Annotated in this window: 25 protein-coding genes; 11 read left to right on the top strand and 14 right to left on the bottom strand. The window is 35.7% G+C overall.

What is annotated here, in order from left to right:
• The first annotated feature begins 132 nt into the window (after positions 1-132).
• Positions 133-1425 (top strand): glutamate-1-semialdehyde 2,1-aminomutase, encoded by a 1293-nt coding sequence (locus GMB29_RS02805; protein ID WP_136356066.1) that lies wholly within the window; start codon positions 133-135, stop codon positions 1423-1425.
• 332 nt (positions 1426-1757) lie between these two features.
• Entirely contained in the window at positions 1758-2825 is a 1068-nt protein-coding gene (locus GMB29_RS02800) for an FUSC family protein (protein WP_136356064.1), read from the top strand.
• 53 nt (positions 2826-2878) lie between these two features.
• Here the strand turns inward: GMB29_RS02800 and GMB29_RS02795 are convergent, their stop codons facing one another.
• The 5 genes from GMB29_RS02795 to fabL form a co-directional block, all read right to left on the bottom strand.
• The gene (locus tag GMB29_RS02795; protein WP_136356062.1) at positions 2879-4621 is read right to left on the bottom strand and encodes an ABC transporter ATP-binding protein; all 1743 of its coding nucleotides are present in this window, start codon (positions 4619-4621) and stop codon (positions 2879-2881) included.
• 461 nt (positions 4622-5082) lie between these two features.
• The gene (gene ntdP / locus GMB29_RS02790; RefSeq protein ID WP_136356060.1) at positions 5083-5613 is read right to left on the bottom strand and encodes a nucleoside tri-diphosphate phosphatase; all 531 of its coding nucleotides are present in this window, start codon (positions 5611-5613) and stop codon (positions 5083-5085) included.
• Positions 5614-5766: 153 nt separating this feature from the next.
• A complete protein-coding gene (locus tag GMB29_RS02785) occupies positions 5767-6021 on the bottom strand; it encodes a YgaB family protein (RefSeq protein ID WP_136356058.1) in 255 nt (84 codons plus the stop codon).
• A gap of 259 nt (positions 6022-6280) precedes the next feature.
• Positions 6281-6496 carry a gamma-type small acid-soluble spore protein gene (locus GMB29_RS02780; protein ID WP_136356056.1) on the bottom strand — a complete coding sequence of 72 codons (216 nt, stop codon included), beginning with the start codon at positions 6494-6496 and terminating at the stop codon, positions 6281-6283.
• 78 nt (positions 6497-6574) lie between these two features.
• The gene (fabL, locus tag GMB29_RS02775; RefSeq protein WP_136356054.1) at positions 6575-7330 is read right to left on the bottom strand and encodes an enoyl-[acyl-carrier-protein] reductase FabL; all 756 of its coding nucleotides are present in this window, start codon (positions 7328-7330) and stop codon (positions 6575-6577) included.
• A gap of 570 nt (positions 7331-7900) precedes the next feature.
• Here fabL and GMB29_RS02770 point away from each other — a divergent pair.
• Positions 7901-8125, top strand: coding sequence for a hypothetical protein (locus GMB29_RS02770; protein WP_136356052.1), 225 nt, complete (start codon positions 7901-7903; stop codon positions 8123-8125).
• Positions 8126-8140: 15 nt separating this feature from the next.
• On the opposite strand, the gene mutY is transcribed toward GMB29_RS02770, so the two are convergent.
• Entirely contained in the window at positions 8141-9244 is a 1104-nt protein-coding gene (mutY, locus tag GMB29_RS02765; RefSeq protein ID WP_136356050.1) for an A/G-specific adenine glycosylase, read from the bottom strand.
• Between the two features lie 206 nt (positions 9245-9450).
• Here mutY and GMB29_RS02760 point away from each other — a divergent pair, with 206 nt between their 5' ends.
• Positions 9451-10431 carry a metal-dependent hydrolase gene (locus tag GMB29_RS02760; protein WP_136356048.1) on the top strand — a complete coding sequence of 327 codons (981 nt, stop codon included), beginning with the start codon at positions 9451-9453 and terminating at the stop codon, positions 10429-10431.
• Positions 10432-10541: 110 nt separating this feature from the next.
• Here the strand turns inward: GMB29_RS02760 and GMB29_RS02755 are convergent, their stop codons facing one another.
• Positions 10542-10811: a YfhJ family protein gene (locus GMB29_RS02755; RefSeq protein WP_136356046.1), complete on the bottom strand. Its 270-nt coding sequence runs from the start codon at positions 10809-10811 to the stop codon at positions 10542-10544.
• A gap of 106 nt (positions 10812-10917) precedes the next feature.
• On the opposite strand from GMB29_RS02755, the gene GMB29_RS02750 reads away from it, so the two are divergent.
• Together GMB29_RS02750 and GMB29_RS02745 are read left to right on the top strand one after the other, a co-directional pair.
• Complete coding sequence (locus GMB29_RS02750) at positions 10918-11082, top strand: small, acid-soluble spore protein K (protein WP_136356044.1); 165 nt, start codon at positions 10918-10920, stop codon at positions 11080-11082.
• Positions 11083-11115: 33 nt separating this feature from the next.
• On the top strand, positions 11116-11277 hold the full coding sequence (locus GMB29_RS02745) for a YpzG family protein (RefSeq protein ID WP_136356042.1): 162 nt from the start codon (positions 11116-11118) through the stop codon (positions 11275-11277).
• A 42-nt stretch (positions 11278-11319) separates the two neighbouring features.
• On the opposite strand, the gene GMB29_RS02740 is transcribed toward GMB29_RS02745, so the two are convergent.
• The 3 genes from GMB29_RS02740 to GMB29_RS02730 all read right to left on the bottom strand — a co-directional run bounded on the left by GMB29_RS02740 (position 11320) and on the right by GMB29_RS02730 (position 13668).
• Complete coding sequence (locus tag GMB29_RS02740; protein WP_136356040.1) at positions 11320-11646, bottom strand: YfhH family protein; 327 nt, start codon at positions 11644-11646, stop codon at positions 11320-11322.
• 17 nt (positions 11647-11663) lie between these two features.
• Positions 11664-12464 (bottom strand): recombination regulator RecX, encoded by an 801-nt coding sequence (gene recX / locus GMB29_RS02735; RefSeq protein WP_136356111.1) that lies wholly within the window; start codon positions 12462-12464, stop codon positions 11664-11666.
• Positions 12465-12672: 208 nt separating this feature from the next.
• Complete coding sequence (locus tag GMB29_RS02730; protein WP_155443823.1) at positions 12673-13668, bottom strand: nuclease-related domain-containing protein; 996 nt, start codon at positions 13666-13668, stop codon at positions 12673-12675.
• Between the two features lie 301 nt (positions 13669-13969).
• On the opposite strand from GMB29_RS02730, the gene GMB29_RS02725 reads away from it, so the two are divergent.
• Together GMB29_RS02725 and GMB29_RS02720 are read left to right on the top strand one after the other, a co-directional pair.
• Positions 13970-14341 carry a YwqH-like family protein gene (locus GMB29_RS02725; RefSeq protein ID WP_168733904.1) on the top strand — a complete coding sequence of 124 codons (372 nt, stop codon included), beginning with the start codon at positions 13970-13972 and terminating at the stop codon, positions 14339-14341.
• Entirely contained in the window at positions 14338-14616 is a 279-nt protein-coding gene (locus GMB29_RS02720) for a DUF5344 family protein (RefSeq protein ID WP_136356034.1), read from the top strand. The genes GMB29_RS02725 and GMB29_RS02720 overlap by 4 nt, the downstream gene beginning before the upstream one ends.
• Positions 14617-14735: 119 nt before the next feature.
• On the opposite strand, the gene GMB29_RS02715 is transcribed toward GMB29_RS02720, so the two are convergent.
• The 4 genes from GMB29_RS02715 to GMB29_RS02700 form a co-directional block, all read right to left on the bottom strand.
• Positions 14736-15530, bottom strand: coding sequence for a YusW family protein (locus GMB29_RS02715; protein WP_136356032.1), 795 nt, complete (start codon positions 15528-15530; stop codon positions 14736-14738).
• A gap of 58 nt (positions 15531-15588) precedes the next feature.
• The gene (locus GMB29_RS02710; protein ID WP_136356030.1) at positions 15589-16938 is read right to left on the bottom strand and encodes a UDP-glucose dehydrogenase family protein; all 1350 of its coding nucleotides are present in this window, start codon (positions 16936-16938) and stop codon (positions 15589-15591) included.
• 124 nt (positions 16939-17062) lie between these two features.
• Positions 17063-17956 carry a UTP--glucose-1-phosphate uridylyltransferase GalU gene (gene galU, locus GMB29_RS02705; RefSeq protein ID WP_136356028.1) on the bottom strand — a complete coding sequence of 298 codons (894 nt, stop codon included), beginning with the start codon at positions 17954-17956 and terminating at the stop codon, positions 17063-17065.
• Between the two features lie 183 nt (positions 17957-18139).
• Entirely contained in the window at positions 18140-19492 is a 1353-nt protein-coding gene (locus GMB29_RS02700) for a glycosyltransferase family 2 protein (RefSeq protein WP_136356026.1), read from the bottom strand.
• Positions 19493-20148: 656 nt separating this feature from the next.
• Here GMB29_RS02700 and GMB29_RS02695 point away from each other — a divergent pair.
• The 3 genes from GMB29_RS02695 to GMB29_RS02685 all read left to right on the top strand — a co-directional run bounded on the left by GMB29_RS02695 (position 20149) and on the right by GMB29_RS02685 (position 24612).
• Entirely contained in the window at positions 20149-20853 is a 705-nt protein-coding gene (locus GMB29_RS02695; RefSeq protein ID WP_136356024.1) for an ABC transporter ATP-binding protein, read from the top strand.
• On the top strand, positions 20850-23168 hold the full coding sequence (locus GMB29_RS02690; protein ID WP_136356022.1) for an ABC transporter permease: 2319 nt from the start codon (positions 20850-20852) through the stop codon (positions 23166-23168). Before GMB29_RS02695 ends, GMB29_RS02690 begins: the two co-directional genes overlap by 4 nt.
• A gap of 277 nt (positions 23169-23445) precedes the next feature.
• Complete coding sequence (locus tag GMB29_RS02685; RefSeq protein WP_136356020.1) at positions 23446-24612, top strand: MGDG synthase family glycosyltransferase; 1167 nt, start codon at positions 23446-23448, stop codon at positions 24610-24612.
• Positions 24613-25036: the final 424 nt, after the last annotated feature.

Raw genomic sequence — 25036 nt, 5'->3', positions numbered from 1 at the left:
AGAAATTTATTAAGCAATAGCTTTCATGTTAAAATAAAGTCGGCACTTTAAAGCAGTTATCCAAGTCACTTGACTTTCAGTTGACGATTATACTACATGTTAAATCATTACGATACATAGCAGGAGGCAATTATGGAATTTACTAAATCAAATGAATTACACGAAGAAGCATTACAACATATTGTTGGCGGGGTAAACTCTCCTTCACGTTCTTACAAGGCAGTGGGCGGCGGTTCACCAGTTGTGATGGAAAAGGCAAATGGAGCCTATTTCTGGGATGTTGACGGCAATAAATACATTGATTATTTAGCAGCCTATGGTCCAATTATTACCGGACATGCACACCCGCATATTACAAAGGCTATTTGCAGAGCGGCTGAAACAGGGGTTCTTTATGGTACACCAACACCACATGAAATAACTTTTGCGAAAATGCTTAAGGAGGCAATGCCTGCATTAGATAAAGTTCGTTTCGTAAATTCAGGGACAGAAGCTGTCATGACTACGATTCGTGTGGCACGGGCTTATACAGGACGTGACAAAATCATAAAATTTGCAGGCTGCTACCATGGACACTCTGACCTTGTGCTTGTTGCTGCCGGCTCTGGTCCATCAACATTAGGGACACCAGATTCTGCGGGAGTACCAAAAAGCATCGCACAGGAAGTCATAACTGTTCCATTTAATGAAATTGAACCGTTAAAAGAAGCATTAGATAAATGGGGAAATGAAGTAGCGGCCATATTAGTCGAACCAATCGTCGGCAACTTCGGAATCGTTGAACCAAAGCCCGGATTTTTAGAAAAGGTGAATGAGTTGGTTCATGATGCAGGCGCTCTCGTTATTTATGATGAAGTCATCACGGCATTTCGCTTTATGTATGGCGGTGCACAAGACCTTTTAGATGTATACCCGGATCTCACGGCATTAGGAAAAATTATCGGCGGAGGACTTCCGATCGGAGCTTATGGTGGAAAAAAAGAAATCATGGAACAAGTCGCACCGCTTGGACCAGCTTATCAAGCAGGAACGATGGCTGGCAACCCAGCATCAATGTTATCCGGAATTGCCTGCTTAGAGGTTCTTAAAGAGGAAGGTGTGTATGATAAACTCGACGAACTAGGAGCAATCCTTGAAGATGGAATCTTACAACATGCACATACATATCAGATTCCAATCACGATTAATCGACTTAAAGGTGCACTAACCATTTACTTTACACATGAAAAAATTGTTAATTATGAGCAAGCTGAAAATACAGATGGAGAGATGTTCGCAAAATTCTTTAAGCTGATGCTTCACCAAGGAATTAACTTGGCACCGTCAAAATATGAAGCATGGTTTTTAACCACTGCACATACAAAAGAAGATGTAGCAGAAACATTAAAGGCTGTTGAATACGCGTTTAGTCAACTTAAAAAATAGATTTTACCTGAGGCAAGTGTACGAAATGTACCTTGCCTCATTTTTCTTATTGAAAATGGAATACTATATTAAAACCTGATCATAAAAGAAAAGGTTGCTTTCACAAATCTTTTGTTATATTCACCCATTTTTAGTTATAACATGTAGAAATACTCCATATCTCCTAATGTAAACGCTCTTAAATAGCGCCTTTTTTGACAGCATTTATGATTGTTTTAAATTTATGTAAAAAAGGGAAATTGTATCTTGTATAAATTTGCTAAAGCATGTATAGTACGATATTGTTCAAAAATATTAATTATGATTTTTAGAAGGGATGTTAGGCAGTATACATGAAACTAGGTGCACGCATCCTTAAAACTGGGATTGCCATTACACTAGCTTTGTTTTTAGCAACACTCTTTCAATTTCCATCTCCTGCCTTTGCTGGAATCGCAGCCATTTTTGCTATACAGCCGACGATCTATCGTTCATATTTAGAGCTACTCGTACAAGTACAGGCAAATATAATTGGTGCAGTATTAGCCATTGGATTTGGATATTTCTTTGGTACCCATCCATTATTAATTGGATTAATTGCCATTATTGTGATTTCTATTAATATTAGACTTAAATCTCAATCTAATATCTCAGTTGCCCTTGTAACAGTAATCGCAATATTAGAAAGTACGGGTGATGATTTTCTTGAAGTAGGAGTCATTCGATTTTTGACGATTTTACTTGGTATCTTATCAGCGTTTATCGTTAATTTAGTCTTTCTGCCGCCAAAATATGAAACAAAGCTATATTTGAAAATAAATGAAAATACTGAGGAAATTATCAAGTGGATTAGAATCAATACAAGACATGCATCAGAGCATAAAATGTTAAAAGATGATATTGAAAAAATGAAGGAAAATATGATCAAGCTGGATCAAATCTACTTACATTATAAAGAGGAACGAAATTATTTTAAAAAAGAAACATATGCAAAATCCAGAAAGCTCGTTCTTTTTAGACAGATGATTGTCACCTCAAATCGTGCACTTGATACATTAAAGAAGCTTCATCGCTTAGAAAATGAACTTCATCAAATGCCGGAACACTTTCGAATCGTGTTGAAAAGTGAATTAGACATCTTGCTTTATATTCATGAGGAATCCCTGCTAAGATTTATCGGGAAAATTAAACCTCAGTCTTCAACAGAGTTTTTAAGTGAAAATAAATTTAATAAACAGCTGCTTATCGACACATTTATGGAATATTATGAACAAGATGATCAAACATGCTTTTACAGCTTATTGCCGCTATTATCAGCTATTATTGACTATAGCGATCATCTTGAACATTTAAATACGTTAATTGATAGCTTCAAAAGCTTCCACAAAGACGACAATGAAATTAAGATTAATGAGGAATAAGGCCAGCAGAATGCTAGCCTTATTTTTTGTTTATGTGGGGAACTGCCTCCAGCTCAATCCAATTGCTGAATTTGGAACAACTTGTAATAATGGCTCTTTTTCTCCATTAGTTCTTGATGTGTTCCTTTTTCAACTACCTTCCCATCCTCAATTAAGACGATTTTATCAGAATGAGTAATGGTTGAAAGGCGATGGGCCACAATAAAGGTTGTTCGATCTTTAGCAAGTTTTTCAAGGGCTTCCTGTATTAAATGCTCGCTCTCTAAATCTAAGGCTGATGTCGCCTCATCTAAAACAAGAATAGGTGGATTTTTCAAAAAGACTCTGGCAATTGAAACCCTTTGCTTTTGTCCGCCTGAAAGCTTAACTCCGCGCTCCCCAACTTTTGTATCATAGCCATTCGGCAATTTTAAAATAAAATCATGTGCGTTCGCTGCCTTTGCAGCCGCGACGATTTCTTCTTCTGATGCATCTGGCTTCCCAATTAGAATGTTTTCTCGGACGGTATTACTAAATAAGAATGTATCCTGAAGCACCATACCAATTTGTTCGCGCAGGCTTTGTGTTTGATAATCTCGAATATCAATATGATCCAGCAGGATCCTTCCGGCTGTCACATCATAAAATCGTGGTAATAAGCTGACAAGTGTTGATTTCCCCCCGCCACTCATACCAACAAGTGCAACAGTTTCACCGCTTTTAATTTGCAGAGAAAGATCCTCAATGATAAGATCTTCGTTTTCTTGGTAGCGAAAAGAAATGTTTTGAAACTCAACGTCTCCTTTTACCTTACTTGCCAACTTTGCATTCGGTTTATCAACAACTTCATAAGGAACGTCAATAAATTCAAATACTCGGTCCATCGATGCAAAGGCCTGTGTTAAGGTTGTTGACGAATTAATTAATCTTCTTAACGGTCCGTAAAGCTGTTCAATATACGCAATAAACGCAACCATTGTTCCAATTGATAGCTGTCCATGTATGACTTGATACCCTGCATAACTGATCACAACAAGCGGGGCGATATCTGTTAAGGTATTCACCACCGCAAATGTTCTCGCATTCCAACTCGTATGGTCAAGTGCTTTATTTAAAAAATGAGAATTTTCCTTTGCAAATTGATTCTGCTCAAATTCTTCAGTTGCAAAACTTCTTATAACAGGCATTCCTTGGACACGCTCATGCAAATGTCCTTGTACTTCTGCAAGTGCTTGGGAACGGACTCTTGTTAAATGACGCAGCTTTCCATAAAAATACTTAACCGATAATCCATAGAACGGAAAAAGGACAATCGAAACGAGTGTCAACTTAATATCCATCGTCATCATAATCCCAATTGCAATAATGATTGTGACCACATCAAGCCACACATTCATTAATCCTGTAATAACGAAATTCTTTGTTTGCTCAACATCATTAATAACACGTGAGATAATTTCTCCAGCTCTCGTATTGGCATAATAACGAAGGCTTAATTTTTGCAAATGTGTAAAAAGCTGGTCACGAATATCATATAAAATCTTACTTCCTACCCATTGTGCAAAATATTGCCGATAATATTCAATCGGCGGGCGTACAACTACAAATAAAACAAACATGATACCCATAATCGTCAGCAAGGTGCGGGATTTCTCGTCAGCTGAACCTGCACCGCCAATGATATCATCGACAACATATTTAATAAGTAATGGCAAAAGAAGTGGTATTGAGAATTTTATGATTCCTATAATAATGGTTCCCACAATCTGAAGCCTATAAGGCTTAACAAAAGCCATATAACGTCTAACAGACCCCAATCATATCCCCCGTTTCTTTAACGCAAGCGCCTTTGACATAAGACTAGCTGACTTTTCTTACGAATGAGTTTACTTATGCTTGTGGCAGTCTTAATTGTGCATTCTCTTCGTTTCGGTGCATTGAACCCTGTTTTTCGTGCATTTAACTTCGTTTACAATGAACAGGATACTGAATGCGATGCTTAATCCATTTGACACAGTACTATCTCATTGTCAAAATTTACATTTTCCGGGTATCATAACTCCTCTTGGTGACCGAATTCCGAATAAATACAATTTGGTGTATTGAAAACTGTTTTTCGCGCTTCATTCTTATTTTCGGTGCATATAAAACTAATTTTTTCGCATTACCTCTTGTTTTCGGTACTTTTATTTTACTATGTAAAAAAGGCTGACTCCATTATCTCGCCTTCAACATTACCTTCAGTTGAAGTACTCCTGAGCCACCCTTACTGCCACTATCATTTTACATATGTTAAGTATTGTTCATACCATTGATCGATAAATTCAGGTGCAAATGGACCCTTTTTTTGCCGAATCCAACGAAGCAATGTTTCTAGATTCTTTTTTAAAATAAGATCGATTACTTCCGGATAGTTCATTTGCTTACTGTGCTGTTCGTATTCATCTTCATCCAATATCGTATAAGTCATATCAGGAAATACCTTCACATCAAGATCATAGTCAATATATTTCAGAGCTTCATCGTCAAAAACAAATGGTGAACTAATATTACAATAATAATAAACACCATCTTCTCTTAGCATACCGATAATATTAAACCAATGTCTTGCATGAAAATAACAGATGGCCGGCTCTCTTGTTATCCATGTTCTTCCGTCAGATTCAGTCACGACAGTACGATCATTGCCACCAATTATGCAATGTTGTGAACCTTTTAGAACGGTAGATTCCTCCCAGATTCTGTGAATGAACCCATTATGCTTATAGCTATGTATTTGGATTTTGTCTCCTTCCCTGGGAATACCCATTGTTCTCTCCTTCTTTCACAAGTTGGCTTCGTGAACTCTTTTGTCTCACAAACGTCATCTCGAAATATATTTTGTTCTCATTATACCTTTTGTGTATAAAAAAAGAAAATAAAAGAGTCATTTCAATAAGAAATGACCCCCCCTTTTTGCCATTCATGATACAGTTTCAAAACGTTGGTTTTCATATGTTCGAATAACCTCTTCTGTTTGTTGCTCGAATACTTCTTGTATCCTGTTTAACTCTATTTTCATCTGCTCAATTTCCTCCTGAACAGAAAGTACCTTTGCTTCATCCTGTAGGGCAATTAATTGTTTTTTAATATCCAGACATCTTTCAATTTCTGATTGCAAATATAATAACTTATCCATTGTTTTTAGCTGTTCACCTACAAGCTGTTCAAAATTCATCTGTTCCTCTCCTTTCTGTTAAAGAGAAATATAAATTCTATTAATGTTAAATTCTCCGTAATAGCTAACTTTCCTTTGACTACTTATGTAGAGGAAACGGAAGTTTTGTCGTATGCTAATTTTTATGAATAAGCAGGGTTTGTCTCTTGGTATTATATGGGTAGTATTTCACTTCTTTTTCCTTTTTAAACCTTAAAAGCATTTCGTTCCAAAAAAAGACACCTCTCCCGTTTTGGAGAAGTGTCTTTAAAGTAGCTAATTAAGAATTTTGGTTCTTTTTAGCTTCAGCTTGTTGGTTTTGTTGTCTTACTTCTTGAGCATTTGTTTCACTAGCGAATTCAGTGCCAAATTGACCAGCACCTGCAGCACCTGCTGCTCCTGCACCAGCTTGTGCTGATTGAGCGTTTTGTTGTCTTACTTGTTGGATGTTAGTACCTGCTGATGATTTTCCTGGTTGAAAGTTGTTGTTTGCCATTTTATATCACCTCCACGAAATATAGATTGTCCAGGAGGTGAATTTTCTATCCCAAAAATTTATAAAAGTTTTTAAAAATTACACGAGCAACGAGCGACCCCCGTCAACAATAAGGGTTTGTCCTCTAACCATCGATGCTTTTTCAGAAACAAAGAACTCAATGGCATTGACCATGTCTTCAATTTCAACCATTCTTCCTGCTGGTGTATTTTTTCTTGCATCTTCCAATAGTTCATCACGATTAGGAAAATGCTTAAGTGCATCTGTATCAACAGCTCCACCTGATACTGCATTAACAATAATGTTTTTCGGTGACAATTCAACAGCTAAATATCTAGTTAACGCTTCAAGCGCTGCCTTCGAAACTCCAACAGTTGTGTAATTTTCAAGATAACGGATTGATCCAAGTGAACTTGTACTTACGATAAAGCCTCCACCGTTTCTTTCCATAAGCTTTGCAGCTTCTTGTGCACAAAAAAGAAGGGCTTTGCTGTTAATATTCATCGTCCAGTCCCAATGACTTTCTTCAAGCTCCATTGCCGGTTTTTGGACACCTGATGCAGCATTACTAACTAAAACATCAAGTCTTCCAAACTGTTCATCAATTTGTGCAAAAAGCTCTTTAATTTTTTCCGGCTTCCCTACATTTGCTTTAATCGCCACAGCCTTAACACCAAGCTTCTCAATCTCTTCAACTACCTCTAATGCAGCCGATTTACTGCGCGCATAATTGACTACGATATCATAGCCTTTCTCAGCTAAACGAATCGCTGCGGCCTTTCCAATTCCACGACTACTTCCTGTAATGAGTGCTACCTTATTTTGTTGGCTCATTTTGTCATCTCCTTATATGTAAACAATCGAATAGATGAATATATTGTATCAGATACTATAGTGAAACTTCTATTAGGGGACGATTTCCCCCCTAATAGTTAGTTGAACTTAATCGGACATTTACGGGCAGTTAGCGGAAACAGAATTACTTTCCCCACATATCTTTTTACTGCCCGTTAATGTGGGGAATAGTGAAACTTCTATTAGGGGACGATTTCCCCCCTAATAATCGGACATTTACGGGCAGTTAGCGGAAACAGAATTACTTTCCCCACATATCTTTTTACTGCCCGTTAATGTGGGGAATAGTGAAACTTCTATTAGGGGGTGATTTTCCCCCTAATAGTTAGTTGAACTTAATCAGACATTTACGGGCAGTTAGCGGAAAAAGCATTATTTTCCACACATATCTTTTTTACTGCCCGTTAATGTGGGGAATAGTGAAACTTTTATTAGGGATTTTCCTCTAATAGTTCGTTTGAACTTATGGATTTAGTAAAGCTCCTATGAATAAAAAGTTTTCTCTCATAACACGTTAAATATTGGCCCATTTAGTTAGGAGGATCATTCATGTATGTTGGTCGTGATATGACAGAGTTGTCTATGATTTCAAAGAAAGAGTGGGAAGATTCTGAGCTTGCTTTTTTCCATCATTCTCTTCAACAGGTTGTCCCTTATTTAAACGTTGAAGGGCAAACCATTCATAGAGAAATTGTAGAAGAAATCACTTCACGCGGCGGAATAAGCCGAAATGAAGCCGATTATACACATGGTTCAAAAATGCAATATGATTAAGTTCCAATCTGCCCTCTATACATTGAGGGCAGACCCTTTAAATATTTGATATATTTTCTGATGTGATACTGGAAATGCATATTTGTTTAATTCCTCTTCTGTTAAAGAAACGAGCATTTGATTTGGAGTATTTTTTAACTCTCCAAAATAAATAGAGATGTTCCAAATTAAATGTGAAAAAATATGTTCTACTGTCCCGGCTAATTCAGACAACTCAACCTTTGCATGATATTCTGATTGCAAATAATCTGAAAGTTGTTCCCGATATGGTTTTCCTACTTCAGCATTTACTTCAACATTTGGATGTTCCCAAAGATTGGCGAGCAATCCTGTTGATGGCCGTTTATGAATATAGACATTCCCATTTGCATCATATAAAACAGCGGCTGTTATTTGTAACGGTTTCGGTTTCTTTTTCTTACTTTTTATCGGCAGTTCAGTCTGAACTCCTTCTTCAAAAGCAGAACAATGCTCTCGTACCGGACATAATAAGCACGATGGCGAAGTTGGCGTACAAATTAATGCCCCAAGCTCCATTAGCGCTTGATTAAAGGAAGATGGATCATCTTTCGAAATGAGTTCATATGTTATATCTTCAAAAATCTTCCTTGTTTTTGGTTTAGCAATATCTTCCCATATTGATAAGATTCTTGATAGAACCCTCATGACATTTCCATCAACGGCAGGCTCGGGAATATTGTAGGCAATACTTAAAATGGCCCCCTTTGTATATGGTCCAACCCCTTTTAATTTTGAAATTTCTTCTGGAGATTTCGGTACTACTCCCCCATAGCTTTCTTTTACTTCTTTTACAGCCGCTTGAAGATTTCGTACCCGTGAATAGTATCCAAGTCCTTCCCATGCTTTTAGTACTTCTTCCTCATTTGCATCAGCTAATGCATCGATTGTCGGAAATTTGTTTATAAATGAAGTAAAATAGGGAATAACCGTATCTACACGAGTTTGCTGAAGCATAATTTCTGACACCCAAACTTTGTAAGGATCCTGATCTTTACGCCATGGCAGATCTCTTTTTTCAGCTAAATACCAGTGGATCAAATCTTGTTGAAATGCCTGTATTGGAAAGCTTTTAAGCTTATTTTTTTCTTCGTAAACCATGTTGTTTTTTCCTCCGGTAGTTAATTTCCATGATAATTGGGAAAATAGAGAATAAGGATATAGAGTTCAAGTTGCTTTTATTAGGATAGTACATGACTCACGATTAATAAAGCAGAGAAACTAAAAATGTTACATTTAAACGAATGCTCACATATAAATACAATTGAATTTTATTTCATTCGAGTAAATACAAGGAGGTACATTTCTTGGATACTGGAACACATGTCGTGATGGGTATTGCATTAGGTGGATTATCAACATTAGATCCAGCTGTAGGATTAGATAATCCAACAGCACATGCCGTGATGCTTGGTGCACTCATTGGATCGCAGGCACCTGATCTTGATACCATTTTAAAACTTAGAAATAATGCGAAATATATTCGAAATCATCGAGGAATCACCCATTCCATCCCAGCGATCTTTTTATGGTCAATTTTAATAACAGGTATGATTACCATTTTTCTACCTGAAAGTAATTTGCTCCATTTATATTTATGGACATTACTTGCTATTGTCCTCCATGTTTTTGTTGATATCTTCAATGCATATGGTACCCAAGCTTTAAGACCATTTACAAAAAAATGGATTGCGCTGGGCATTATTAATACATTTGATCCATTTATTTTTATCGCACATCTCGTTGGTATTTCCATTTGGTTGATAGGTGGTCACCCTGGTTATACTTTTTTAGGTGTATATCTCGTGCTAATTGGCTACTACGTGGTTCGAATCATGATGAAAAGGAATATCGTTCATAAGCTGCATAAGCTACTGCCTCACATTGAACAAGTAATCATTTCACCAACAATGAGATTTCGCAAATGGCATATTGCGATCATGACAAAGACAAGTTTTCATGTAGCAAGATCAGAAAATGGGGAAATCATCCTTTTAGATGAATTTGAACGTATACCTGTTCCCCAAACAGACATTATACGAGCAGCAGAAAAGGATGACAACATTTCCGCTTTTCTTTCCTTTTCACCTGTCTATCGCTGGGAAGTCGATGAGTATACAGATCATTATGAAGTTCGCTTTATTGACTTACGTTACCGCAGCAAAGGTTACTATCCTTTTGTCGCAATCGTACAGCTTGATCAGGATTTAAACATTGTAAGCTCATACACTGGCTGGATCTTTAGTGAAGAAAAACTTCGTAAAAAGCTTGAATTAATACCAGAGTAAATGTAAAGGCTGATCCTTAAGGAATCAGCCTTTTTTCGAAACATGATTAATGAATACATCCAGCATTGTCATGTCGGGCGTGTATAAAGCCAATTTAAACAAACGTTTATTTAATGCTTTACACCATCATCACTATTTAATAAATGACTATATTTTGGATTTGTAGCAATAAATTCGTGAAGCTTATCACCGTAATGTGTGATCAACTGTCTTACGACTTGTTCTGTTACTTCTTTCCCACGATATTCTTTGCCTGTTTTTGCATGAGTGGATTCAAAATCTTCCCAAAGTAATTCAATCCATGTTCTTGCTTGAGTATAAGACATGCTTTTGTTTTTACTTAATAATTCATTCGTTAATCGTTCAAAGTAGATTTCCATTATTCTCACCTCTAGGAAGGATTCGCTATTAATATTTTACCTTAAAGCAACCATACTATAAGTACGCTTCTTTTTAAGAAGCTAATGATGATTTGGAGGGATTGTGTTGCGCAATAAAGCTAAAGGATTTCCCAATCTGAACAACAACAAGTTGGAAGGCGAACCAAGAGCTAAAGCAGAATATGCTTCTAAACGAGCAGATGGTACCACTAATACTCATCCGCAGGAACGGATGAGAGCGTCTGGTAACCGTGAAAATCCTTACTCTTAATACGCTTCTACAAACTTGCGGAGGTGCTTTCGAATGGGTTCAAATCAGAAAAAAAGTTTTTATGATAATCTCTATTCTAATCCATTTAATCAGCCTTGGGCTAATCCGAAGCATGCGCAGTCTCAAGTTAATGGGCAAACACAACTAACTCAGCATAACATCATTCTAAAAAGACAAACTAGAAAGCAAGCGTAATTTTTAAAAGAGACTGTCCCTATTTAGGGCAGTCTGCTTATTTTACTTTTCCTTCATTAACATTGCAATTGGTAAGGCTTCTTCCACATTTGGGCTTGATAAACGATAGCCCCATGCAAAGATCCCGTTCATATAATTAATTTTAAATGATTCGCCTGGTGCTCCTTCGATCTCATATACTTCTTCTGGTTTATAGTGATTTGGATTCAGCGTATATGATTTAGCCATTGTAATTTTTCGTTCTAATACAGCAAATTCATTAACAATACCAAGCTGTTCCGCTTTACGTGCCTTCTCTTTAAGAGTAGCAATTTCATTCGTTAATTCAAATTCTGACATTTCACTATAACGTTTTTGATTCACTTTCATTATCCCCCTGCTATCCTTTAATGTTCGTCTAAATATCGTTCAATTAATTCGATCTCAAACCCTTTTCTGTATAAAAACTGCTTCATTTTCATTTTATATTGATAAGGTTCTTCATTCTGATATTTCTTTTTTGCCTTTTCAGCATGTTTTTGCAGGGCCATCCATTCTTCAGATTCATCCTGTTCAACGGACACTTCTTCTAAGGCAATAGAAATCACCGAATAAGAAAAACCTTTCCTCATTAAATGCTGCTCGATCTTTTGCTTTAGCTGTACTGTTGAAAGATTGTTGTTTTTTTTCAGTACTTTTTCAGCATGATTGATTGCTTCTTCTATTTGAGCCTCTTGATCATATTGGACTAAGGCTTGTTCGATCATTGCTTGTTCAATGCCTTTGCCGGCAAGCTCCCGTTTAATTACACTTGGCCCTTTTCCATTTGTTTGCCAATGTGTTTTCACAAAAGCTTTTGCAAACTCTAGATCATCCACATATTTATATTCTTTCAGCTTTAAAATGACTTCGTGAATAATCGCGTCATTGTATTCTTTTTTACGTAAATGGTCTTCCACTTCCTTAATGGAGCGCATGCGATAGCTCAAATATTCTATAGCTTTATTATACGCCTTCTTTACCGCATCCCCATATTGAATATCAAGAATCTCGAATTCATCAAGCTCTTTACCTTTTTTAAGCTGAAATCGTATGAGAACGTCCTGATCAACACTAAAAGCAAATTTTTCTCCCTTACCATCATCTATAAAAATATTATATCGATCATCAGTGTGTTTTTGAGAAGTAATTTTTGTAATAATCGCCATTTTTTCACCTGCTTCTATATATGAAGTTAGTCCGATCATAACATTAAAAGTGCTGCAGTTGAATTAGGAAGTGCGGCGGAGGATGTATATCGGCGAAATTCTGAATATATCAGCGATTTTATAATTATATCAGCGAAATTCCGAAGATATCAGCGATTTTTTTGAATATATCAGCGAAGTTCAAAATATATCAGCGTTCGCTGATATATCAAGTCGATCTTCCCTTTTCTAACAGACTATTCAGCACTCCTATACTCAATTTATACTTCCTTCCTTTGTTCATTCCTACAGTCTCTAAACCGATTGTCTGAAATAATCTTTTAACCACATCATGTGAAAGAACATGTAAATACTCCCTTGCCTCTTTGTTGCTTATTGTAGAATGAATCAAAAGAGAATAATCTTTTAAAGCAAGAAGGTGCGCATTCTCTGATTTCACCTCACATTTCATGCACAGCCATTTTCCATGAATTCGATTCATTGGGAACTTTAAACAAGATGGACACTGTACACCTTTTACAAGATCTAATGATGGTTGAATTTGATACTTTTTCAAAGGATTAGGAGTGAGAGGAACATGATCTTCAAGTAGAGCACCTATGATCATATCTAGCTCGTCTATCTTTTCATTAGAATATTTCTTCTCTAGCTCGAATATTTTATTTGGAATCATATAGGCTGGAATCACTTGCTTGGGGAATGTATGTTGGTTTGCAGTTTTAATGATGGAGCGTTCATTTGCGATGACAACTAAGGTTTCAATCGGGATCGAGGGGCAATCGTTATTATCAAGCCAATTTTTAAGCTGCATTCGATGACGTAACACTTGATTAACAGGATGGGGAAATGCCTCTTCCTTCTCTTCTGTTGTACGGACTAACTGATGGGAATCTGAATCAAAAGTGAGTGTACCCGCAATATTTTTCACTTCAATAATAAGAAAAAACTTCTTCGAAACAATCAATGTGTCCATTTGAAAAAAATGACAACCATCAAAAAGTCTTACATCATGCAAAATAAAGTATTGGTCTTCGCGAAGAAAGCTTAAAGGATAATTTATCGCTAACTCTCCCTTATATCCGCTTAACTTCTTATTATAATCCTCTAAAACATGCCTACGTTTCTGTTGATCATGATGCAAACGTCTAATCAGTGCCTCTAGATGTTCCAGCAAAATAGGTTTTTCGCGTTCTTTTACAATCATAGCATCACTCCCACATTTGTACTCCTTTTCTACTTCGTCTTCAAGATTGTAATCTCCTCCTTTCAATTGCAATTTCAGCGATATTTCCGATATATCAGCGAAAATCTGAATATATCAGCGATTTTCAAGATATATCAGCGGAATTTTAAATATATCAGCGATATTCGATATACAAGTAATAGCAAGCTAATTATAAAGTCTCACGCTCCTTGAAATTTATGAGATTTTACCTATTTATACAATCCATTTCCATTTGATACCATAATAACTAGACCAAACAAATAATAAGGGGCTGAAAACATTGTCCTATTTATCATATTTGCAATCACAACTAAGTGAAAAAAAGGAACAGTTAATTCGATTACAAAATTGCGTCTCAAAGTTAGACGGTTTGCAATCGGAATTTATTCAACATCAAAAGTTCATTAAAGACCCAGAACTTACCTCAACTACGTGGCAAGGAACATTAGCCACTAAATTTGAAGAGATTCGAGAAGACCTTTCTTTTTCCTACAAAGATATTTCACAAACACAATTGAACAACGCATTAACGACGATTGAAAATAAAATCGAAGCAATTCATGCCGAAATTCAGTCCTTACAAAGTAGTATTGCAGCTGAAAAAGCGCGAATTGAAATGGAAAGAAGAAGAGAAAGGGCTGAACAACGATGAGCCAGGAAATGAAAATTCGTTATGGAGATGTTGAAGATGCGGTCTCTAAAATGGAAGCTGCAGCAGATGCTTTTGAAACTACTTTAGCGAAAGATGTGGCAAGCGGGAATGAATTAGATGTTGTTACAAAATTAAATGAAATAAATAACCTGTTAGAAGAGATTGGTCAGACATATAAAAATGTATTAAAAGACAATAATCAGTCTGTGCTTAAAACCATACAAAACTTAAAAGAGGTTGATCAAGACATCTCCTCCTCTATTAAGTCACGTTAGGACGATTTAACAGCGATATTTGATATATAAGCGAAAATCGAAAATATAGTAGCGAAATGAAAGTATACCAACAAACACCCAAAAACGGCTTCCAACCAGGAAGCCGCCTTACCTATTATTTATCTGTTAAAATCCACATCTACTTTTGTATTATTAGCAAATTGAACTTTAAGATCCGCTTTTGTAATATCTGTTACTTCTACACCTAGTACATCCGATACTTGGTCTAAATATCCATTCCAAGTTGTATCATTTGCTGGGATAAGACCATCTTTTATACGATGAATTTCTTCAAGTGCAGCAGTACCTTTAAATGTTTTTAAGCCCTCTTCAGTCTTTTCCTTCACTAATGCTTGGATACCATTTTTGTTTAATAAAAAGCGAATGTGATAAAAGCTTCCATCTTTCGCTTCAAGTTTAGCGTCTAGCTTTTGAAGCTCATAAGGATTGATTACTTGTGTTTTTTCCCCTTGTTTGTAGGAGAATGATACACTTGCATGATTTGTTAGTGTGATATCTGCATCCGCTTTTTCTACTTCTGAAGGTTCAACACCTAAAGCAGCTGAAAGGCGATTAATCACTTCTTCCTTGCTTAGGTTTTTTGATAAATCAAGGTCTTTTACAAATTCAACGACTTTGTCGCTTGCTTCCTGACCTGTTACCTCTATCTCCTCTTTACCTGTTTCCTTCTTAATTTTCACATGAACGATTCCATCATTGTCATCGTAAGTAACTTTGTACTTTTCATCTTGAAGGACAACTGTTGCTTGAAATGTGTCAATTTGCTTCCAAAGATTATTTACATCAACATTTTGTACAATTGGCGCAGGTTGTTTGATTTCCTCTGCAGAAACTTGTCCAGTTACACTAACAGCTAAAGCAGTTACTAAAAGAGCAGATGTTACTTTTTTCATTATTTACACCCTTTCGAAATTAAGATTTTTTGACTGTATTAATGCTAAATTTTTATGATTAAAAAGATGCAACAAGTGATGTTTTGCTCTCTTTTTTACCATCCGGAATAACAGGTTCCCTGCCGATTGAGATATATTCAACATGGTATTTTTTTGCAGCTTCTACTGTATAACAGTTACGACCATCAAAGATAATCGGTTGATCCATAAAGAGACTTGATAGGATTAATGCTTTTTCAACAATCTCCTTCCAATCTGTTAAAAGGAAGACGATATCTGACTGTTTAATCGCATCTTCAATATAGTTAACATATGTAACAGATTCTGGGAGGACTTTCTTGGCATTTTCAATGGCAATTGGATCATATCCAATCACTTCAGCACCTTCATCTATTAAATTTCTAGCAACACTAATTGAAGCTGCCTCGCGCATATCATCCGTATCCGGTTTAAATGCAAGACCAAGCAGGGAAATTCGTTTTCCTTTAAGTGACCCGAAGCGTTCTTTGGCTTTTTCCACGAGGTTAATCTTTTGTTTTTCATTAATATCGATAACAGATTTAATGAGATGGAAATCATGATCAACTTCTTCGGAAATTTTAAGTAATGCCTTTGTATCTTTCGGGAAGCAAGAACCGCCAAAACCAATGCCGGCATTAAGGAATTTCGAACCGATCCGTTCATCTTGACCAATTCCTTTCGCAACTTCACTAATATCCGCACCAACTTTTTCAGATAGATTAGCAATTTCATTGATGAAAGAAATTTTCGTTGCTAAAAATGCATTTGCTGCGTATTTAATCATCTCTGCGCTACTAATACTTGTTTTTATAATCGGAAGACCAAAAGGTATATTCACTTCTTCTATTAAGTTAGCAGCCTCTGGATTATCTGCTCCGATGACAATCCGATCTCCATTGAAAGAATCATAAACAGCTGACCCTTCTCGTAAGAATTCAGGATTTGAGACGACTTCGACACTGTGATTTCCTTGTAGATTTAATAAAACTAATTCTTTCACTTTATAGTTCGTACCTAGTGGAACTGTGCTTTTTGTCACAACAACAACATCGCGGGTAATGTTTTGGCCAATATCTCGAGCAGCTTGGAAAATATAAGAAAGGTCTGCTGCGCCATCTTCTCCTTGTGGAGTACCTACAGCTATATAAACAACTTCAGCATCCTTCAATCCGATAATATGATTTGAAGTAAATTGAAGATTTCCAATCTCAATGTTTTTTACCATCAATTCCTCTAAACCCGGTTCATAAATGGGTGAAATCCCTTTTGCAAGAAGTTCGATCTTTTCGGGGTTAATATCAATACAAGTGACGTTGTGACCTATTTCAGACAAAGCTACACCTGTCACCAATCCTACATAGCCTGTTCCGATAATCGCAATTTTCATTAAAAACTCCTCCTTTGATAGAATTTCTAAAATGAACTTATTTACGATGCTGACATACTAATTAACCGTTGTTTGTTGCCATCAACGGAGTCTAATCGTTTTTCTTTTAATAAACCGGGTATCTTTAAGAAGGAATAGGATCATTTGCCATTACTACATCTCGTAAGTATGTTTTCACATCCGCACTTAAATCAGGTCTTTCTAATGCAAAATCAATTGTTGCTTTGACGAATCCAAATTTATCTCCGACATCATAGCGCTTTCCAGAAAAATTGTACGCTAATACAGTTTCTTTTTCGTTTAATTTTTCAATAGCATCAGTTAATTGAATTTCATTGCCTGCCCCTGGTGATAAAGTTGCTAAAATATCAAAAATATCCGGTGTAAGGATATAGCGTCCCATAATAGCATAATTTGAAGGCGCCTCATCAATAGCTGGCTTTTCTACAACTGAAGAAAGAGATAGTACACCTTCTTCTAACGATTTATTTGAAAGAGGATTTATAATTCCATACTTGGACACTTCATTACGATCTACATCCTGAACTCCTAGAACAGAGGTTTGATATTTGTCAAAAACGTCAATTAATTGCTTAAGACAAGGAGTTTCTGCTTTCACGATGTCGTCTCCTAGCAGCACCGCAAAAGGTTCGTTTCCGATAAAACTACTCGCACAATGAATGGCATGGCCTAATCCAAGAGGCTCCTTTTGACGAATATAATGGATGTTTGCAAGATTTGAAATTGCCTGGATTTCTGCTAATCTGTCATACTTTTCTTTTTTTAATAGAGTTTCTTCTAACTCATATGATTTATCAAAGTGATCCTCTATCGCTCGCTTTCCGCGACCGCTTATGATAAGGATATCTTCAATACCAGATCGAATTGCTTCTTCGACAATATATTGAATAGTGGGTTTGTCTACAATTGGCAGCATTTCCTTTGGCTGTGCCTTTGTGGCAGGAAGAAATCGAGTTCCCAAACCGGCAGCAGGAATAATTGCTTTACGAATTTTCAAATAAAACATCTCCCATCTTATTAGATAATAGATTGTCTATAGTTATAGCGAGACTTCCATAAAGCAGGGTTTTCTCCATCACCTGAAGATGGTAGTCCGAATTATCAAGCAGTTCCCCCCACCTTTGTTTCATTATTCTTGCTAAAAGGCGGGGATTTACTGTACGTTCATACCGATAAACGATTAACCTCTCGTTCCCCAAGAAGTTGAACGAAGTGTAAGTAACGCCCAAAAACGAAGAGGGCATAACAAGATTAAGAATAACAATCCATATAGCGGGGCCATTAAGAATGTCAGTGGCCTTTTATACGCATAAAATACGTTTCTGGCATAAGCCGAAATGATGACATAAGCTAAATAATAAATACCGATAACCCAGGCCATTGTAGTAGAAGCAATGTAAAAAGCCATAACCAATGAAACACCGAAAGCGATCCAAAGGAACATTTCGAGCAAGACCCAAATAAATACGTTAGGTTTTTTCAAACCGATTTTTAAGGCAATTAAACTTTCTCTAAAAAATGATTTATTCCAACGTGATTGTTGCTTAAGTAATGTTTTTAAACTAGTTGGTGCATCTGTAATACAACGGGCTGTAGATTGATATAATGTTTTTCCTTCTCGGATTGCATAGTTTGTTAAACAGCGATCATCACCTAATTGCACTTGTTGGCCAAGAAAAGTCTGAGTACCGTAATGATCAAGGTTTTTCATTACCACTTCTCTGCGGTAAGCACTTAAAGGACCGCTGCATACTAGTACATTATTTGTAACTGAGTGAGCAGCACGCTCTACACGAAACGCATTATCATAGCGCATATCAATTAAGCGAGTAAGAATATTATCTGTACGATTTCTAATGTTTACATGACCGGTTGTAGCAGTAACTTCCGGGTTATTCATTGGTTTTAATAATTCTCTAATCGCATCTGAGAATACTGTACAATCAGAGTCAACTGTGACAAACACATCACCAGTTGCACGTTCAAATGCCCAGATTTGAGCATGACGTTTCCCTTTATTTTTAGGAAGTCGGTGAACGATCAAGTTTGGCATTTTATATGGAGGTATTAGTGCTGGTGGTTCTCCTGATCCACCCATAAGGTTTTCCTTCAGTTTTAATACTGCTTCATATGCTGATATATCTTTGCTGCCATCATCTACTAAAAAGATCTCATGAATGGGATAATCCTGCTTTAAAATACTTTCGATTGTTCCTAGTACAGCTTCAGGGGCTTCATTGTAAGACGGAATGACAACCGATACCTTTAAATCCGGCGGGTCCATTGTTACTTCCGAATACTTAAATGAAAGAAGCATTTTTCCTAGTAAGTAGGCGATCATAACTGAACCATATAATCCGATAGTTAAATTCAATTTGTCAGATGCGGTCCAGTTAACAAAGAAAAGTCCAGCGACAGTAAAGAAAAATAATGTAATAACAAACGTTTTTTCTCTGTTCGACAACTTCTTCTGTGTACTAATATCTTCGTTGGCCGAAATAGGTACTTGAAGTTCTTGTTCTAATTTTGCCATTCTAGCACTCCTCTCAAAATTTATTTCAAGATCTTGTTTTTCAACATCATAAGCTTAATGAAACTTAGTTCTTTTTATCAATGTGTCGTTTTTCCTGTGACTAAATTCATTGCTTTTTAGCCCATCAATTGAAATCACTTGTCGTCTCAACAATGAAAGCGTTCTTATTGATTCGTTATAAATTATGTAAAATTTGTAACATTTTCTTGGTTTTTGCGAATAAGAAACGATTATCAGGGCAAATACCCCTTTATTTATAGAAGTTTCCAACTCTTGTAAAGAAAGTAACAAAAACTTCACATAAAAAACTCGAAAAATAGCAATTAAGTGACTTTTATTGAAAATAAAAAAAATTATCTAAAATTACCAGTAAAAATAAGAAATGCTATCTAGTAAAAAACACAAAAACCATCATTTTTTTACAAATTTAGATACTTTTATAGGGATTATTTCATATGAATTTTTTTTAAACACAATCTTATGGTAAAAAATGTAAATGTTTTAACGATAATCCTAATGATTTTCCGTTAATTTATGCCTATTAAACTCTTTCAGACGAATTTTGCTATGTTTGAAGATAGAGAAATCATGGTATTTAATGAGATTAGTAAAGTTTTACTTAATAGAAAAAATTGTTTTAAGAAAGGTGTTGGAGCATGATTGAGCTGGAACGTGTATCAAAGATTTTCTCTAGTGGAGATACCCCACACTATGCCTTAAATAACGTTTCGTTTAGGATTCAAAAACAAGAATTTATTGGAATAATCGGGAAATCGGGAAGTGGAAAATCAACTCTCCTTAATTTGATGAGTGGAATCGATTCCCCTACAAATGGATCTGTAAAAATTAACGGAACTGAAATCTCTAGCCTTTCCCATCGCGAAATGACGAAATGGAGATTAAAAAATATTGGGATTGTATTTCAAGACTTTCACCTAATTCCAACACTTACTTTATTGGAAAATATCATTCTTCCTATGGAATTTGCTTCTTCATTTCGAAAAAAGCAAAAACAAAAAAAAGCAATGAACTTACTTGAGTCTGTTGGTTTAAGTGGAAAAGGGAATCTCTTTCCTGACTATGCCTCTGGCGGAGAGAAACAACGTGCTGCAATTGCCAGAGCGTTAGCGAATGATCCACCGCTTATCTTAGCAGATGAACCGACAGGTAATTTAGATAGTGAAAATGCCCAACACATATTTAAACTGTTTGAGGAACTTGTGAAGAATGGAAAAACAATTGTCATGGTTACTCATGACCTGGACCTTTCAAAACAAGTCACACGAACATTAAGGGTAAAAGATGGAGAAGTAATAAACACCTTGTTTCAAGACAAGAAAGAGGGATTGGGGATGCAATGATACCTATCTATATGAAAAAAGCCGGTAAGGATTTGACCAAGCAGAAAACGAGAGCAATATTTATTCTTGTTTCTATTACAATTTGTCTTTCTACGATTGGAGCTCTGCTTAATACCAATTATCTATTTAATAAGGCGCTTCAACAAAATCTTGAAAACACTAACGCAGCTGAGCTCACTCTTTATACGTCACCATTTGAAGAGGATATCTCTTCTTTAGAAAAAGTGGATGGCATAAAAGAAGTGGAAGCAAAGCAGCAAATAAGAGCTAGGATTAAAATCAATGGTGAGTTTCGAAATTTTGAATTAATGGCTTATTCTGCTAATAAACCTTTTCAAATCAACAAAATTCGTACGGCAGGTCAATTAACTCCTTCAGGTCAAGGACTACTTCTTGAGAAGTCTACATTGGAGCAATTTAAGCAATCGATTGGTGATCATGTCATGATCTCACTTCCAGGTAAACAAACAAAAGAGCTTTCAATTGACGGTACAGTTGAAGATTTCTATCGAATCCCTACTAGGCTTAGCGGATTAGGTTATGGTTATTTAACAGAAGATGCATTAGAAAACTTAGGGCTGATCTCATCTAAAAATTTAATTCATGTCACCTTTGAATCGTCCAAATCAGAATCACAAGTAAACAAAATCATCCAGGAAGCAAAAGCTGATTTAAAAACGAAAAATATCACTGTTTCCCGAACAGAGCTATCAGAAGAATCATTGTTTATTCGCGAGACAGTTGTTAATGCCATCCTCCTTTTATTAGTCGTATTAGGAGTTGTCGCATTCTTACTTGGATTTTTACTTATTACCCATCTTTTTTATCGAATTGTATCAGAGCAGGTTATGGAGCTTAGTATACAGAAGGTTCTTGGCGCGACATCGTATCATATTTGGAAACAATACTCGGTTACGCTCATCTTGTTTGGATCAATTGTATTTTTAACATCTGTCCCTTTAAGTGGAGCCATATCATTTTATTTTTCCAAATTCACTGTTCAGGAATTAAATATAGGAAAAGTAGAATTTACATATTCACTAAAGGTTTTAATACTTACCTTGATTTTATCGTTTATTGTTCCAATGCTAGCAGCTTCCTATCCAATTCAGAAAGTGCTGAAAATACCTGTTATCAGAGGACTTAAAAATACTAGCAGGCCCTTTGTAAAGCAAAAAAAGAAACATTCAAAAAGATATTTTCATTTTCGCTTTCTTTCCATTCGAAATGCGATGATAAAAAAAGGGCAACTCTTGACGAACGTATTAATGTTATCCTTTGGCGGTGCGATCATTATTGCTTGTATTGCATTGAACAATTCCTTACTTCTGACTCTTAAAGATATGAATCAATTTTTGAACTATGACCGGGAATGGAGTATTCAAACCTCTTTGCCAAAGGAAGAACTTATACATTCCTTAGAAGAGATTAACGGAGTGGAACAGGCTGAGGCATGGACAATAAGAAATGCGATTATTTCACAGTCATCTTCAAAACATAATGTTCTATTAAACTCTGTACCAGCTCAAACAGATTTTATTCATCCTGAAATATTGGAAGGTCATTGGTTAGATAAACAAGTTCCAAATTCGATTGTTATTAGTTCTGATTTAAGTCAGAGTTTAGGAAATATAAAAACTGGAGACTCCTTAACGATCCAAATTGGCATTGAGGAAAAACAATGGAAGATAGCTGGCATCGTCAAAAGTCAATTAAAAGGACCTACTATTTATATGTCGCAAACTGACTATATTCAATGGCTTAATAATGAGCACATTAACCGTTTACTTATCAAACAAGATTCAAAATCAGATGTTCAAAATAAAGTGGAAAATTGGTTTAACGACAAAGATATTACTATTGAAGCCTCTGATAAGGTAGAAGATATAAATTCACGTCCTGAAGAAGTGATTAAACTGATCATTTATTCCCTTCTTTTTGTCGGCATTCTCATTTCAAGCGTTGGAGTGCTAAATATGACAACGGCAATGAGTATAAATGTTCTTGAAAGAAAGCAAGAAATTGGAATTATTCGCTCTCTTGGAGGTTCCAAGGGTAAGATTTATCAACTGTTCATTGGCGAAGGTATTTTTATTGCGGGAATGAGCTGGGTATTTTCCGTTATCATATCCTATCCACTTCATACTTATTTAAGTGAAAGGATCGGATCTATCCTATTAAATTCACCGCTTCATTCCGGGATGTCCTTAAATGGAAGCCTGCTTTGGTTAGGTTTTAGCATCTTAATCGGAATATTTGCAAGCTTTTTCCCTGCAAGAATAGCAGCAAGGCAGCCTCTTACTACATTACTGTAGGTATCTAATATAGAAATACAGTACATTTGTTTTATCGATAAAGTGAGACTTCCATCAGTGGGGGTTTTCTTCATCCCCCACTGATGGTTAGCGAGACTTATCACGCACAAAACGCCACATCGTGTGGCTTCGCCTGACTCGGACGTCAATCGCTCGTCGGATCTTTACGGGCAGTTATCTCCCACTTATCTTCTTTGCTTCTCTCGAATCTTGAAGTGGGAGTTTTACTGCCCGTTAAGGTGGGATAAATTAACAATAATGATGGTGGAGGATAAATATGAAAAAGATATTGTTATTACCTCTTTTTACAATGGAATCTGGTCATCACCGAAGTTCTAATGCACTAATGGAATCATTAAAAAAACATGACCCTTATATGCAATGTGAAAAGGTAGATTTTTTAAGCTATATGAATTCGGGGATCGAAAAATTTATATCTCACTTGTATTTAAATTGGATTAATAATATCCCCTCCGTATATAGTACTTTTTACAATCAATTTTTTAACAAGGAGTCAAAAATTCTTCAATCAACATATGAAGCAATCTTTTTAGAGAAAATGGAGCAGCTGATCGAGCAGAAACAGCCCGATTTAATTATTTGTACACATAGCTTCCCTTCTTTTCTCGTCAATAAACTTAAAGAATACGGTGTATGTAAAATTCCTGTTGTAAATGTATATACTGATTTTTTCATAAATGATTTATGGGGTAAAACGCATATTGATATGCACTTAGTTCCTTCCAAAGATACAAAGGAGCAATTGATAAAGGCCTCTATTCCTGAGGAAAACATTCTAATTACGGGAATTGTGACAAACGATAAATTTTTAAAACGAAAAAAGGAAAAGTCGGAAAAAGAGAAAGTTCATATTCTAGTTGCTGGAGGCAGCTTGGGGCTCGGAAAACAGCTATCTTCCCTCAAGGATTGTGTAGATAGCAAATTAGTTGAATATCGTGTCCTATGTGGTTCAAACAGCAAATTGTATGAGGAGATTGATTCTTTAAATAGCGATTCAATTAAACCTTTTTCTTATATTACAAGCCCTGAACAAATGAATCATTTATACAACTGGGCAGATGCCCTTATTACAAAACCTGGTGGTGTTACAATTAGCGAAGCCATTAAAAAGAAACTTCCTATTTTCATCCATTCTGTACTTCCAGGACAGGAAGAAGTAAATATGGACTACCTTGCTAAACGTGGACTAGTAAGAAAATTAAACAATAATATGTTAATAGAAGAACAAATATTGTCAGTGCTCAATAATCCTATTGCATTATTTGATATAAGAAAATCAATGCACCTTTTCCTTAGCGATATTGAGATAAATAGTTGTGAAGAGGTTGCTGAGTTTATTTTCAATAGAATGACAAAACGGACAATAAACAAGCGTGTTCAATATATTGATCATATCTTTTCCCGTCTTTACTACAGTCTTTAAGATTTTTTGCTTTTTGCGAAAATTTGATAATAGATGAAAACGCAACCTATAATTAATACAAAAATATGCATCCAAGTAAAAATAAAATGGAAAATTTCCATAAATGTCGCCATATAATTTCCTGCTTTCTTTTTGGTGTCTTTTACTAATAGTATTACGTAATTATTAAACGAAAAACGACTATGTTAAACATATTTTTAATAAGTGTAAATGAACTAAAATATTTATTCATCATTCTATGAGTCTTTCTCACTTACTATATCGGTCATTTCTTGTTCATTTTTACTAAGATGTAAAGAAATATTATCACTTAGGTACTATCAAGATTAAAATTACAGAAAATAAAATAGGTACCAAAAGGGTACCTATTTTATTTTCCTCGATATTTATATGCAAATTCAAATGAAATGATGAATCTTTTATC

It is taken from the genome of Metabacillus sediminilitoris, from assembly GCF_009720625.1.
In the GTDB taxonomy this organism is placed as follows: domain Bacteria; phylum Bacillota; class Bacilli; order Bacillales; family Bacillaceae; genus Metabacillus; species Metabacillus sediminilitoris.
Note: the sequence above shows the minus strand (reverse complement) of the source record. Positions and strands in the feature narration are given on the sequence as shown.